This window comes from Enterobacter chengduensis (genome assembly GCF_001984825.2).
GTDB classification, from domain to species: Bacteria; Pseudomonadota; Gammaproteobacteria; order Enterobacterales; family Enterobacteriaceae; genus Enterobacter; species Enterobacter chengduensis.
Genome location: NZ_CP043318.1, coordinates 2560024 through 2574151, shown reverse-complemented (window position 1 = coordinate 2574151; position 14128 = coordinate 2560024). Strand labels below are relative to the sequence as shown.

Genomic DNA, 14128 nt, shown 5'->3' with positions numbered 1-14128 from the left:
GATCAGGTCGTTTTTCCCGGTACGCAGAGGATGAAGCGAGTGGATACCGCATCCGATTCCACGCGGACTTTTCCGTGATGCGCGGTGACGATGGACTTCACGATGGCAAGCCCGATCCCGCTGCCTTCGCCTTTGCGCTGCCTGGACGGATCGACGCGATAGAAACGGTCAAACAGCTTTGGCAAATGCTCCTTCGGGATCGGCGTGCCGGGGTTTTCCGTCACCAGCTCTACGTCGTTATTCCGCGTTCTGATGGAGACCGTGACCGTTTTACCTCCCGGCGTATAGCGCAGGGCATTGGATAACAGATTGCTTATTGCTCTTCTGAACATCTGCGGATCGCCTTCTATCAGGCAGGGCTTCCCGTTGAATTTCAGCATGATATTGCGTTCTTCCGCCCAGGCTTCGAAGAAATCGAAGACTTTCATCACCTCGGCACTCAAGTCAAACATTACCCGGTCGGGGATCAGCTGATTGTTATCCGCCTGCGCCAGAAAAAGCATGTCGCTGACCATGCGGGTCATTCGGTTGTACTCTTCCAGACTGGAGTACAGCACATCTTCCAGCTCTTTCTGCGAGCGGTGCTGGCTCAGCGCGATTTCCGTTTGCGTTACCAGGTTGGTGATGGGCGTTCTGATTTCATGGGCGATATCGGCGGAAAAATTCGCCTGACGGGTAAAGACATCTTCAATCTTTTCGATCATCTGGTTGAAGGAGATGACCAGCTGTTCCAGCTCAACGGGCACGCGGGACGGCTCCAGCCGCGCGTCCAGATTCTCTGAGGTGATATTTTGAATGGCGTTGCTGACGTTACGCAGGGGCAAATGTCCCTGGCGCACCGCGATGCGGATGACAAGAATAATCAGCAGGCTGATAACCGCGGCAATCGCCAGAAGGTTTTTTTTCAGCGCCTGAAGATAGTGGAGATGAAAATTAATGGAGAGCCCGATCAGCATCACGTAGTCCTGGGTTTTGCCCTGCAGCGTCGCCGCGCCAGCAGAGGCGACGATCCGGTACGTTTCCATGTTCATGCCGGACCCGGCGTGCATGGGCGTGCCGGGGTCTTCAACCGTCCAGAGAAAGACGTCCCGTGCGCGACGGTGTGTGTCGAAATCCGCTGTATTGAGTGCAGGGCGCAGTGCTGCCCCCTGTGCCGAGCTGAACAGGGTATTTCCCTGCGGATCCAGGAGCAGGACGGCCACGTTGCGGTAGCTGGCGATCGACTCTTTAATCTTGCTGATTTTCTTTTGGTCGGGATCGGCCGGAGACTGCAGAATGCGGTGCATCGCGGTGCTGATTTGCTGGAGGTCGCTGATATCCTGCTCGGCGAAGTGCTTTTCAACAGAATGGAGCATAAACCAGGTAAAGGCGAAAAAGGCCAGTATCGTCGAGAGGCTGATAAAAAAGGTCAGCCGCAGCGCAAGAGAGAAAGGGCGTCGGAGGGGCTTAACGCGCATCCGGTACCTCCAGCATATAGCCTACGCCGCGCACCGTCTGGATCAGCTTCGATTCAAAATCGTTATCGATTTTTGCCCGCAGCCGCTTTACCGCCACGTCAATCGCGTTCGTGTCGCTGTCAAAGTTCATGTCCCACACCTGGGAGGCAATCAGGGAGCGGGGAAGCACTTCCCCCTGATGGCGCATAAAAAACTCCAGCAGGCTGAACTCTTTGCTGGTTAACAGGATGCGATTCCCGGCCCGGCTGACCTTTCTCGACACGAGGTCAACCGTCAGGTCCGCCACCTGAAGCTGGCTTTCCGCGATCACCGTATTTCCGCGTCGCAGCAGCGTCCTCACCCGGGCGAGCAGCTCAGCAAAGGCGAAAGGCTTGATCAGATAGTCATCTGCGCCCAGCTCAAGCCCCTTAACCCGGTGTTCAATCGTACCGAGCGCCGTGAGCAGCAGGATGGGCATTCCTTTTCCGGCGGAGCGGAGCATGCGGACAATATCCCAGCCGTTCACGTCGGGCAGCATGATATCGAGGATCAGCAGATCGTATTCCGCCGTCATGGCGAGATGGTAGCCGTTCAGGCCGTTGTCAGCGTGGTCCACCACAAACCCCGCCTCGGTCAGCCCCTTGCTGAGGTACTCCCCGGTTTTCATTTCGTCTTCAACGATCAGTATTTTCATCTTTTTCCCCTACTGGCTGCTGACGACATTCTAGTGAGCCTGAGGCCGTTAACAATGACTTACGCCATAAATGACAACATTGTCATTATCCTGTCACCCGTCAAACAGGATGCGTTCAGTAGAGTAGCCCTAAAAATAATCTGGACTCTATCTGAACCATTATGTTTCCGTTAAAACGACTCAGCATCGGTACGGTGTTTATCCTCGCTGGCTGCATCTCGCTGGCCCCTGAGTACCCGCGCCCGGCGCCGCCGGTGCCCCAGCAGTTTTCGCTCTCGCGCAACGGCCTGAGCCCCGCGCTGGCCGGGTATCAGGACACCGGCTGGCGCAACTTTTTCGTCGACCCTCAGGTAGCCGGGTTGATTACGGAAGCCCTGAAAAATAACCGCGATATCAAAATGGCCGCCCTGAAGGTTGAAGAAGCCCGGGCGCAGCTCAACGTAACGGATGCGGATCGTTATCCTCAGCTGAACGCGTCCGCGGGTATCACCTACGGCGGAGGGCTGAAAAATGACAAACCCACCGAGCAGGAGTACGACGCGGGTCTTGCGCTGAGCTATGAACTCGATTTCTTCGGCAAGCTGAAGAACATGAGTGAGGCCGACAGACAAAACTATTTTGCCAGCGAGGAAGCCCGCCGGGCGGTGCATATTTTGCTCGTCTCTAACGTGTCGCAGAGCTATTTCAACCAGCAGCTGGCGTATAAACAGCTGCGTATCGCGCGGGATACGCTGACAAATTACCAGCAATCTTATGCGTTCGTTGAGCAGCAGCTGGTGACGGGCAGTACGAACGTTCTGGCGCTGGAACAGGCCCAGGGGCAGATCGAAAGCACGCAGGCAGAAATTGCCAAACGAGAGGGGGAGCTGGCGCAGGCCAATAATGCGCTACAGATGCTGCTGGGGACGTATCGCGCGCTGCCGGGTGACGGCGGCATGAACGCCAGCGATGTTGTGCCGGTAAAACTACCTCCCCATCTTTCCTCCGCGATACTGCTGCAGCGTCCGGATATTATGGAAGCGGAGTATCAGCTCAAAGCGGCCGACGCGAATATCGGCGCGGCGCGCGCCGCCTTTTTCCCGTCCATTTCCCTGACCAGCGGGCTTTCAACGGGCAGCACGGAACTGTCCAGCCTTTTCACGACGGGCAGTGGGATGTGGAATTTTATCCCTAAAATTGATATCCCCATTTTTAATGCAGGCAGGAATAAAGCCAACCTGAAGCTGGCTGAAATTCGCCAGCAGCAGTCGGTTGTGAATTACGAACAAAAAATTCAGTCCGCCTTTAAACAGGTTGCTGACGCGCTCGCGCTGCGGGAGAGCATTAACCAACAAATTAATGCCCAGCAGCGGTATCTTAATTCGCTGAATATTACCCTGCAACGTGCCAGAGGGTTATATTCCAGCGGTGCAGTGAGCTATATCGAAGTCCTTGATGCAGAACGTTCTCTGTTCTCCACGCAGCAAACTCTTCTCGACCTTATTTATGCCCGTCAGGTGAATGAAATTACTCTCTTCACCGCGCTGGGCGGCGGTTGGGTCGAATAAATTCATTTCATTAAACAGGAAAGTAAACATGCGTAATTCACTTAAAACCCTTGCCCTCGGCGCGATCGCCGTAATGTTTTCCGCCAGCCTTCAGGCCGAAGTACATCAGCACGCAGGAATGAATGTTGCCAGTGAAGGAACCTCAGAGCAGATCATAAAGGGGACTGGCATTATCAAGGATATTGATCTCACGAATAAAAAAGTCACTATTGCCCATGACGCTATCCCGGCGGTGGGCTGGCCCGCGATGACGATGCGTTTCACCTTTCTTCAGGCTGACGAGAGTATTTCTGCCCTGAAGGTCGGTAGCCACGTTGATTTTTCGTTTGTCCAGCAGGGCAATATCTCTTTACTGAAGAGCATTAAATAGCGAGAAGCAGCATGGCATCTTTAAAAATAAAATACGCTGCCATGATAGTCAGCAGCCTTATTGCGGGAGGGCTGATATCGGTGACGGCATGGCAGGTTTTTCATTCATCTGTAAAAACGGAAAATAGCGCACCAGAAAGAAAGGTACTTTTCTGGTATGACCCGATGAAGCCGGACGTTAAATTCGATAAGCCGGGTAAATCGCCGTTTATGGATATGGACCTGGTGCCGAAATATGCGGATGAAAATGATGAAAAAAGCGGTGTCGGAATACGCATTGACCCCACGCAGGTTCAGAACCTGGGATTAAAAACGCAAAAGGTGACGCGCGGAACGCTGAATTATAGCCAGACGATCCCAGCCAACGTCAGCTACAACGACTATCAGTTTGTCATTGTGCAGGCGCGCGCGGACGGGTTCGTGGAGAAAGTTTACCCGCTGACGATTGGCGATAAGGTAAAGAAAGGCGCGCCGCTGATTGATATTACCCTTCCTGACTGGGTTGAGGCCCAGAGCGAGTATCTGCTGCTATCCGGCACCGGCGGAACGCCAACGCAAATAAAAGGCGTTCTGGAACGGCTTCGGCTGGCCGGGATGCCGGAGGAGGATGTTCAGAGGCTGCGTGCGACCCGCACCATTCAGACCCGGTTTACCATCAGGGCGCCGATCGACGGGGTGATTACGGCATTTGACCTGCGTACCGGCATGAACATTTCGAAAGATAAGGTGGTAGCGCAAATACAGGGGATGGATCCGGTCTGGATCGGCGCGGCAGTGCCTGAGTCCATTGCTTATCTGCTGAAAGATACCTCGCAGTTTTCCGTTTCCATACCCGCTTATCCGGATAAAACCTTCCCGGTGGAAAAATGGAATCTTCTGCCAAGCGTGGATCCTGCCACCCGTACGCTGCAGGTTCGCCTGCAGGTCTCTAACAAAGATGAGCTGCTGAAACCGGGCATGAATGCGTACCTGCAGCTGAATACCCAAAGTCAGGAGATGCTGCTGATCCCGTCCCAGGCCGTTATCGATACCGGCAGGGAGCAGCGCGTCATTACCGTTGACGCAGAGGGGCGCTTTGTGCCGAAAAAAATACACGTACTGCATGAATCTCAGCAGCAGTCAGGCATCGGTTCTGGCCTGAAAGAGGGGGAGTCGGTGGTGGTCAGCGGTCTGTTCCTGATTGACTCGGAGGCCAATATCACCGGCGCGCTGGAGCGCATGCGTCAGGCTGAAACCGCTCACGACGCGCATGCTGGCCATTAAGGAGACGATGATGATTGAATGGATTATCCGACGGTCAGTGGCCAACCGTTTTCTGGTCATGATGGGGGCGCTGTTCCTCAGCGTCTGGGGGGCATGGACCATCATCAACACCCCGGTCGATGCCTTACCCGATCTCTCTGACGTTCAGGTGATTATCAAAACCCGCTATCCGGGACAGGCCCCGCAGATTGTTGAAAACCAGGTGACCTATCCGCTGACCACCACCATGCTCTCGGTTCCCGGCGCAAAGACCGTGCGCGGTTTTTCGCAGTTTGGTGATTCGTACGTGTACGTCATTTTTGAAGATGGCACCGATCTGTACTGGGCCCGTTCGCGCGTGCTGGAGTACCTGAATCAGGTTCAGGGCAAACTGCCTGCCGGCGTGAGTTCCGAAATCGGTCCTGACGCGACCGGCGTGGGCTGGATATTTGAGTATGCGCTGGTGGATCGCAGCGGAAAGCACGATCTCGCCGAGCTGCGCTCGTTGCAGGACTGGTTCCTGAAATTTGAGCTGAAAACGATTCCAAACGTGGCTGAGGTAGCCTCGGTTGGCGGCGTGGTGAAGCAGTATCAAATTCAGATCGAACCGTTAAAATTGGCCCAGTATGGCATTACCCTACCGGAGGTTAAGCAGGCGCTTGAGGCGTCTAATCAGGAAGCAGGGGGATCGTCCGTTGAAATGGCGGAAGCGGAGTATATGGTCCGCGCCAGCGGCTATCTGCAGACGATAGAAGATTTCAATAATATCGTGCTGAAAACCGGCGTGAACGGGGTTCCGATTTACCTGCGCGATGTTGCGCGCGTGCAAACGGGGCCGGAAATGCGGCGCGGTATTGCCGAGCTGAACGGGCAGGGTGAAGTGGCGGGCGGCGTGGTGATCCTGCGTTCGGGCAAAAACGCGCGCGAGGTCATTTCAGCGGTGAAGGATAAGCTGGAGACGCTGAAGGCCAGCCTGCCGGAAGGCGTCGAGATTGTCACCACCTACGATCGCAGCCAGCTGATCGACCGGGCCATTGATAACCTGAGCGGCAAGCTTCTCGAAGAGTTTATCGTGGTGGCCATCGTCTGCGCGCTGTTCCTCTGGCACGTCCGCTCCGCGCTGGTGGCGATTATCTCTCTGCCGCTTGGCCTGTGTATTGCCTTTATCGTCATGCATTTCCAGGGGCTAAATGCCAACATTATGTCGCTGGGAGGCATTGCCATTGCCGTCGGCGCGATGGTGGATGCCGCCATCGTCATGATTGAAAACGCGCACAAGCGGCTGGAGGAGTGGGATCACCAGCATCCGGGAGAGCAGATTGATAACGCCACCCGCTGGAAGGTGATCACCAATGCCTCTGTCGAGGTTGGCCCGGCGCTGTTTATCAGCCTGCTGATCATCACCTTATCCTTCATTCCCATCTTTACCCTCGAGGGGCAGGAGGGGCGGCTGTTTGGTCCGCTGGCCTTCACCAAAACGTACGCGATGGCGGGCGCGGCCGCGCTGGCCATCGTCGTGATCCCGATCCTGATGGGCTTCTGGATCCGCGGGAAAATCCCCGCAGAGAACAGTAACCCGCTGAACCGATGGCTGATTAACGCCTATCATCCGCTTCTGCTTCGGGTGCTCCACTGGCCAAAAACAACCCTGCTGATTGCGGCCTTATCCATCTTCACGGTGATCTGGCCCCTGAACCGGGTGGGCGGCGAGTTTCTGCCGAAGATCAACGAAGGCGATCTGCTGTATATGCCGTCCACGCTTCCCGGCGTCTCTCCGGCAGAAGCGGCGGCGATCCTGCAGACGACGGACAAGCTCATCAAAACCGTGCCGGAGGTGGCGTCTGTTTTCGGCAAGACCGGTAGGGCCGAAACGGCAACGGATCCCGCGCCGCTCGAAATGGTGGAAACCACCATTCAGCTTAAACCCGCGGACCAGTGGCGGCCCGGCATGACGATTGACAAGATTATTGACGAGCTGGATAAAACCGTTCGTTTGCCCGGCCTGGCAAATCTCTGGGTTCCGCCCATCCGCAACCGCATTGATATGCTGTCAACAGGGATAAAAAGCCCCATCGGCATCAAGGTGTCCGGTACCGTTCTGGCTGATATCGACGCGACGGCGCAGAGCATTGAAGCGATCGCCAAAACGGTGCCGGGCGTGGTGTCGGCCCTGGCTGAACGCCTGGAGGGCGGGCGCTATATTGATGTGGATATCAACCGGGAAAAAGCGTCCCGCTACGGGATGACGGTGGGCGACGTGCAGCTGTTCGTCTCCTCGGCTATCGGCGGGGCGACGGTGGGCGAAACGGTGGAAGGCGTCGCCCGATATCCGATTAATATTCGCTATCCGCAGGACTACCGGAACAGCCCGAGCGCGTTGAAGCAGATGCCGCTCCTGACGCCGATGAAGCAGCAGATCACGCTGGGGGATGTGGCTGATATTAAGGTTGTTTCCGGCCCCACGATGCTGAAAACGGAGAATGCCCGGCCCGCCAGCTGGATTTACATCGATGCGCGGGGCAGGGATATGGTATCGGTGGTGAGTGACATCAAGACGGCCATCGGTCAGCGCGTGAAGCTGCGGCCAGGTACCAGCGTGTTATTCTCCGGACAGTTTGAACTGCTCGAGCACGCAAACAAGAAGCTGAAGCTGATGGTGCCGATGACGGTGATGATCATCTTTATTCTGCTGTACCTGGCGTTCCGGCGCGTGGATGAAGCGTTGCTGATCCTGATGAGCCTGCCTTTCGCCCTGGTGGGCGGGATATGGTTCCTCTACTGGCAGGGCTTCCATATGTCTGTGGCAACCGGCACGGGCTTTATCGCGCTGGCCGGGGTCGCGGCGGAGTTTGGCGTGGTGATGCTGATGTATTTACGTCATGCCATTGAAGCGCATCCTGCGCTGTCCCATCGGGAAACGTTCACCGAGCAGGGGCTTGATGATGCTCTTTATCATGGTGCCGTGCTTCGCGTGCGGCCAAAGGCGATGACCGTTGCGGTGATCATCGCGGGGCTGCTGCCCATTCTCTGGGGGACGGGGGCCGGGTCAGAAGTCATGAGCCGGATAGCGGCGCCGATGATCGGCGGGATGATCACCGCGCCGCTGTTGTCGCTGTTTATTATTCCTGCGGCGTATAAGTTAATCTGGTTGCGCAGGCATAGGAAGGCATAAAAAAACCGCCGGTCGCGGCGGTTTTTTTACAAGAAAGCCATGCAACATCGGAACCTCAGGTTTTAGTGTTCAGTTATATTACCTTTTACTCAATGATCGATTGTTTAGCACCTCTCCGACAACCGGGGCAGCGGTAAATGCATTTGGCCAGCCAGCGTAGAACGCAGCCTGGGTAACGATTTCACCAGCCTCCTCAGCAGAAAGTCCATTATCCATCGCTCTGTTAAGGTGATAGCCAATCTGCGCGCTCTGTCCGGATGCGATTAACGCGCTGACCGTAATCAGGCTTCTGTCGCGGGGTTTCAGCGCGGGTCTTTGCCAGAGATCCAGGAAGAGTGGATCGGCAGTGAATTTAACCAGGCCTGGAGATATTGGGCCCACGTTTTTTTCCACCGTCTCTGAACGCTGCTTTTCTGCTTCCTGATTGAGGGGAAGCAGGTCCGGAGAAGCTTCAGGAAGTGCATCTGCCGTGACGCCGCGAGATTCAAAAACCGCTTTTGTCACGCCGACGGCTGACATTGCATTTGGCCAACCTGAGTAGAACGCCAGATGGGTAATGATTTCTGATAATTCCGCTGGCGTCACGCCGCTATCGAGAGCGACGTCAATATAGTGCTTAAGCTCGGCAGGCTGGTTGCGGGCTACCAGCATGGCGACGGTTACCACACTACGATCCCTGGGCGAGAGGGCGTCTCGTGTCCACAGATCTTCAGTAATAGCTTCGCGACCAAAGCGTGCGAGAGCCGGTGAGACGGCACGAATATCAGCTTCCGAGATCGCTGAAGGTTCAATTTTCATCATAGCTTTACCTCTTGTTTCCTCAGCATTGGCAAAATCAGAAATAACAAGCGACATGGCCGCCGCTGCAAGTACGCTTTTCATGTTAGTCCTTACTGGTCAACGTTGCGGATCCTGTTTGATTCCGCCTTTGTTACGAAGAAATACCGGTTTTACCGGGATAGCGTCCTTCCTGGCGCTCATATGCGCCGTTTGCCTGAGGTAATCCAGGAAGTGCGGCGTTTGTCGGTGCAGTTGATAATCCTCCTCACTGGCGTAAATCTCATAGAAATACCAGCGGTTTGGCGTCTCTGAATCTGTACCGGCATACATGGCTAACACGCCTTTCTCTACTTTGAGCGACTCGGCCATTTCAGGAAGGACGATGTTTTTAAATTCGCTCTGAAATTCAGGCTTTACCTCGACGATCACCAGATTATTGATGGTTCGCTCATTCGGTATAATGTGTTTATCGCCCAGAAACTGTGGCTCCAGGGCGATTTTATTTTTCCTGTCAATAATGTCAGGTGCACGAGCAGCGAATGCTTTGTATGGGGCGGCATTGAGATGTTTGCGATAAGCACTCTCATTTTCATAGAATTCGACCATGAATGCCTGACGTGGATTGTCGCTGCGGTGCAGGGCATACATCGCCAGCGTACCTGCTTCATGATCAACCGAAGCGGAAATCGTCTGCCTGGCCACGTCTGCAAAGTCGTTGTTCCGATCGGGCCTGACGCCGAGCGCAAAGATATTCATTACTACCTTATCCGGCGCGTCCAGTTTTGTTGCAAAGACAGGGCTGCTGATTAGCATGCAAATTAAAAGCATAAGAGTCTTTTTCACGAGGATCCTTTACAAACGATGTTGAGCACATCGACAAGCCTTGAAGCATGTTCCCGGGCAAGCGCTTTTTGCTGCGCGATTTTGTCGGCATCCCGGTCGGCGTAGCTGATACCGCAGGTATAAACCGGCGCCAGTAGTTCGAGATTGCACAGCCTTGCCGTGGTCTCGAACGGAATAAGATACGCTTCAATGGGATGGCCAAAGAAACCGTCAGCGGTATAGAGCGCCTGCGGCGCCCCTGTAGTGAAGGAGAGGATCAGCTTTTTACCGCCCAGTTTCGCCGTTGAGCCATGCGCGAAGCCGTGGACAAAGACCTCGTCCAGCCATTGTTTCATTAACCCGGGCAGCCCATACCAGGAAAAAGGGAACTGCCAGACAATCACATCGGCCCTGAGCAGGCTTTCCTGCTCCGCGGCGATGTTGAATTTGCCGTCCGGATAGAGCCAGTCCAGACGACGAATTTCAGCATCGGGAAGGGCGCTCGCCACTTCATCGAGGATAGTGGCGTTGGCGACGGAACGGTTCAGCTCAGGATGACCTGAAATAACAAGGATATTTTTCATTTCAATAGGTTAAATGTCTTGGTGAATATTTAACCCAGTATAGAGTGACACCATTATTTTTTTTAGAGCAGTAAAGGCTCATTCACTTTTAGACAAAAACTAATAATGGTCGGCCGAACTTATTGTGCTCGGTCATCATGCGGCCGGCTTCGGTCCGGATGATGACCATCAGCGACGGTTTTCCCCCAGTCACCAAGGAAAGGCGCCTGCTCAAGCGCAACGGGCATACACGCTCGCCCTAACTCGCTGTCGAGATAATCTTCTTCGAGGCAAATGATTTTCATATTCTTAGCCTTCATACAAGGACGGGGTTTTCACCATCGGTTTTTCCCATGCGCCTCGTGTATCCACTCTGGTCTCTGCAGCGAGTTGTTCCAGCAGGCTGATTTCCTCATCGCGTAACTGGATATCTGAAGCGCTGGCGGCGTCCAGAACGTGTTGGACTTTAGTCACACCGATGAGTGGAAGGGTACCTTTCGCAATAGCCCATGCGATGGCTATCTGCGCAACGCTGGCATTCCTATCGGCCCCCATTTTTTTCATGGCGGCGGTTAATCTCTCTATCTGCGGCAGTACGGCGTTATAACTTTCGGCCCGGCCACTTCCGGCAGGCATGGGATGATTTGAATCATAACGACCACTGAGCGCGCCTTGCTCAAGGACCATGTAAGCAAAGAACGTGATGTTATTTTCTCGGCAATACTCAAGGATCCCGGCCTCTTCAGAAGCGCGATAGAGCAGACTGTAATGATTCTGTACTGCACTGATGGAATAACCGGAAGCGTTAAGGATCTCGTTGGCGCGTCTGATTTGTGCCAGATTGTGGTTGGACACACCGACGCGTTTGACCTTGCCGCTTTGCAAAAGTGGGATCAGTCCTGGCGTCCATTTCTCGACGTCCAAAGGATTGTGGATCCAGTAGAGATCAATCGCGTCCACGCCCAGACGTCCAAGGCTGGCCTCAAGCATATCGCTGACAGGCTGTGCTGACTGTTCGTCCGCAATCTGCGGTGTGAATTTGGTGGATAAAATCATGTCCTCGCGAACACACTGACGGGCTAATGCTCCCAGCGCTGCCTCGGAACTTCCCATGCCGTAGACAGCTGCGGTATCCCAGAGATTGAGGCCCTTACTCATGGCCGTGGTGAACACCTCTGCCATCTGAGTATCAGAAAGATGATTACCGAATACAGTGTCGCCACCGGCAAAGCCTGTGCCCCAGGACCAGGTGCCGAGCGCGACGGGAGGAAGGTTTTTCATATTCAGCTCCTGAAAAAAGGCCGGAATGTTGCTGACGTAAACCGGCCAAAGAGGGTGAGTAGCGGTGAAAGAGAAATGAATGGCTTAAGCTGTCTGGCGAAGGGCATTTAACAGCGCTACACCGACACCTTGCGCTGAAGCGGGATTTTGCCCCGTGATCAGGCGACCGTCGGTAACCACGTTTTCAGACCAGTTTGGTGCTTCATGATGAAGTGCGCCATGCTCGCGGAGTGCTGTTTCCAGAAGGTAAGGAACAACGTTCGTCGTTTGTACTTCTTCTTCTTCCTTGTTGGTAAAGGCCGCCACGTTTTTGCCTTTCACCAGGTATTCGCCGCTGCTGAGCCTGGCGTCTACCAGTGCCGCCGGCCCGTGGCAGACGGCTGAGACAATCCCATTGCTTTCATACACTTCGCGGATAATACGCTGGGCATCCTGGCTGTCACGGAAATCCCACATGGTGCCATGCCCGCCCGCAAAGAAAACGGCGCTATAATCGGCACCGTTCAACCCCGATAAGGCAGGCGTGGTTGCCAGACGCTGCTGAAAATCGGTTTCGTTCCAGTACCAGGCGTTGCCAGGGTCACTGAGGTCAAATCCATCCACCGGAGGCTGTCCCCCGCGAATGCTGGCTATCGTCGTTTTTAGTCCGGCATCTTCCAGCACTTTCAGCGGATGCGTCAGCTCTGCCAGGAAAAAACCGGTCGGTACGCCGGATGCGCCTTTAATCGGGTGGCTGGAAACGACACAAAGCACGGGTTTATCTGCAGGTTTCATATCGGGCCTCACTCTTTATTTTTAAATTCAGCGGCAAAGAGATTTTCCCAGTTAATAAATGAGCCAAGCGGAATGCACTCGAAGCTTAGTAAGCCTGCTTTTGCCAGCGGGAATTCGGCCATGACGTTCATCGCCTCATCGACAGAGTCACATTCAAGAAAAATAGCGACGCCAGGTCTGTCCTGACGGAAGTAGATGTCGCGGATGAAGCCGGATTTATACAATCCCCAGGCGTGCAGCGCTTCAGCGTTAAGGTGCGGAGCATAGCTTTCCAGCGATGCTCCAGGAGCGGGGATATCCAGACATAAAATACGCATCTTTGTCTCCTGATCTCAGGTCGGTGTAGAAAGAGAGTAAAGTATAAGAGGCGCATTTCAGGAAGATTAGAGGGAGATTGACTTAAGCATCATTAGGCTGTACTTAATAATCAGGCAGAGATTGCTCAAGGAATGCATTATGAATAACGCCCTGTATAACCAGATACGCATCTTTCAGAGCATTGCACGTGAGGGCAATATTTCAGCAGCCGCAAGAAAACTGGAAATTACGCCGCCCTCAGTAAGTAATGCCCTAAAGCTGTTGGAAGAGCATATTGGCCATCCGCTTTTTGTGCGTACGACGCGCCGTATTGAGCTGACGGAAACCGGGCAGCTGCTGCTGGAACAGACCGCTGCGGCGGTGGAGTCGCTGGAAAATTCGCTTGAAAGCATTCGCGACCAGAATCAGGAGCCCTCTGGTATCGTGCGGATCACGCTCTCGCGTTTTGCCTATCTGTTAATTCTTAAGCCTGCCATGGCGAAATTCTGTCAGCAATATCCGGGTATACAGTTGGAAATATCGGTCTACGACGGTACCGTGAATATTATCGAAGAGCGTTTTGATCTTGGGATCCGTTTTGGCGATATCCTTGAGGGTGGGGTAGTGGCGCGACCGTTAATGAAACCCTTTCGTGAAGGGTTATATGCATCCTCAGCTTATATCAGCGAGCACGGAATGCCTGAGGTGCCGTCAGATCTAGGCCAACACAAGCTGATTGGCTACCGTTTCATCACTAACAACCGCATCCTTCCGTTGATCCTGAACGATCGCGGAGAGCAGTTGACGGTTGAGATGCCCGGTCAGTTAATCAGCAACGATATTGATGTTATGGCTGACGGGATCCGTAACGGGCTGGGAATTGGACGTTTGTTTGAACCCATCTGGCAGTTACAGCCCGACAGGGAGCATTTTATTCCCGTGATGGAGAGCTACTGGAAAACCTATCCGCCAGTGTATCTTTATTACCCCAAAAACGCGGGTAAAACGAAAAGAGTGAAGGCCCTGATTGATTTTCTGATATCCGCTATGGGGCAGTAAAGAGAACAGTTCATCGTTTCATAGCCCCCCTTTGATTAAGGATAGCGTTGCATCGACCCATTGAATTCACGGCTCATTGCGGACCTTCAGGT

Annotated in this window: 13 protein-coding genes; 5 read left to right on the top strand and 8 right to left on the bottom strand. The window is 54.1% G+C overall.

Translation table 11 applies throughout. The annotated features are described in order from the left end of the window. Positions 1 to 2: 2 nt before the first annotated feature. On the bottom strand, positions 3 to 1457 hold the full coding sequence (locus FY206_RS12580) for a Cu(+)/Ag(+) sensor histidine kinase (protein WP_032640559.1): 1455 nt from the start codon (positions 1455 to 1457) through the stop codon (positions 3 to 5). After that, positions 1447 to 2130 (bottom strand): copper/silver response regulator transcription factor, encoded by a 684-nt coding sequence (locus tag FY206_RS12575; protein WP_032640557.1) that lies wholly within the window; start codon positions 2128 to 2130, stop codon positions 1447 to 1449. The genes FY206_RS12580 and FY206_RS12575 overlap by 11 nt, the downstream gene beginning before the upstream one ends. A gap of 161 nt (positions 2131 to 2291) precedes the next feature. On the opposite strand from FY206_RS12575, the gene FY206_RS12570 reads away from it, so the two are divergent. From FY206_RS12570 to silA, 4 genes are read left to right on the top strand one after another with little or no spacing between them, the layout of a single operon-like run. Beyond that, entirely contained in the window at positions 2292 to 3677 is a 1386-nt protein-coding gene (locus FY206_RS12570; protein ID WP_032640554.1) for an efflux transporter outer membrane subunit, read from the top strand. A 28-nt stretch (positions 3678 to 3705) separates the two neighbouring features. Further along, positions 3706 to 4047 carry a cation efflux system protein CusF gene (cusF, locus tag FY206_RS12565; RefSeq protein ID WP_032640552.1) on the top strand — a complete coding sequence of 114 codons (342 nt, stop codon included), beginning with the start codon at positions 3706 to 3708 and terminating at the stop codon, positions 4045 to 4047. 11 nt (positions 4048 to 4058) lie between these two features. Further along, positions 4059 to 5309 (top strand): efflux RND transporter periplasmic adaptor subunit, encoded by a 1251-nt coding sequence (locus FY206_RS12560; protein WP_032640550.1) that lies wholly within the window; start codon positions 4059 to 4061, stop codon positions 5307 to 5309. 10 nt (positions 5310 to 5319) lie between these two features. Then, positions 5320 to 8460, top strand: coding sequence for a Cu(+)/Ag(+) efflux RND transporter permease subunit SilA (gene silA / locus FY206_RS12555; protein WP_032642594.1), 3141 nt, complete (start codon positions 5320 to 5322; stop codon positions 8458 to 8460). A 78-nt stretch (positions 8461 to 8538) separates the two neighbouring features. Here silA and FY206_RS12550 read toward each other — a convergent pair whose 3' ends face one another. The 6 genes from FY206_RS12550 to FY206_RS12525 all read right to left on the bottom strand — a co-directional run bounded on the left by FY206_RS12550 (position 8539) and on the right by FY206_RS12525 (position 12997). Continuing rightward, on the bottom strand, positions 8539 to 9342 hold the full coding sequence (locus FY206_RS12550) for a carboxymuconolactone decarboxylase family protein (RefSeq protein ID WP_032640548.1): 804 nt from the start codon (positions 9340 to 9342) through the stop codon (positions 8539 to 8541). A 15-nt stretch (positions 9343 to 9357) separates the two neighbouring features. Further along, complete coding sequence (locus FY206_RS12545; protein ID WP_077064014.1) at positions 9358 to 10053, bottom strand: putative quinol monooxygenase; 696 nt, start codon at positions 10051 to 10053, stop codon at positions 9358 to 9360. Positions 10054 to 10079: 26 nt separating this feature from the next. After that, entirely contained in the window at positions 10080 to 10646 is a 567-nt protein-coding gene (locus tag FY206_RS12540) for an NAD(P)H-dependent oxidoreductase (protein ID WP_032640111.1), read from the bottom strand. Between the two features lie 288 nt (positions 10647 to 10934). Beyond that, the gene (locus FY206_RS12535; RefSeq protein WP_032640115.1) at positions 10935 to 11906 is read right to left on the bottom strand and encodes an aldo/keto reductase; all 972 of its coding nucleotides are present in this window, start codon (positions 11904 to 11906) and stop codon (positions 10935 to 10937) included. Positions 11907 to 11990: 84 nt separating this feature from the next. After that, the gene (locus tag FY206_RS12530; RefSeq protein WP_032640117.1) at positions 11991 to 12680 is read right to left on the bottom strand and encodes a type 1 glutamine amidotransferase domain-containing protein; all 690 of its coding nucleotides are present in this window, start codon (positions 12678 to 12680) and stop codon (positions 11991 to 11993) included. An 8-nt stretch (positions 12681 to 12688) separates the two neighbouring features. Next, positions 12689 to 12997, bottom strand: coding sequence for a hypothetical protein (locus tag FY206_RS12525; protein ID WP_032640119.1), 309 nt, complete (start codon positions 12995 to 12997; stop codon positions 12689 to 12691). Positions 12998 to 13136: 139 nt separating this feature from the next. Here FY206_RS12525 and FY206_RS12520 point away from each other — a divergent pair, with 139 nt between their 5' ends. Continuing rightward, positions 13137 to 14036, top strand: a complete 900-nt coding sequence (locus tag FY206_RS12520) for a LysR family transcriptional regulator (RefSeq protein ID WP_032640121.1) — start codon at positions 13137 to 13139, stop codon at positions 14034 to 14036. Positions 14037 to 14128 lie beyond the last annotated feature (92 nt).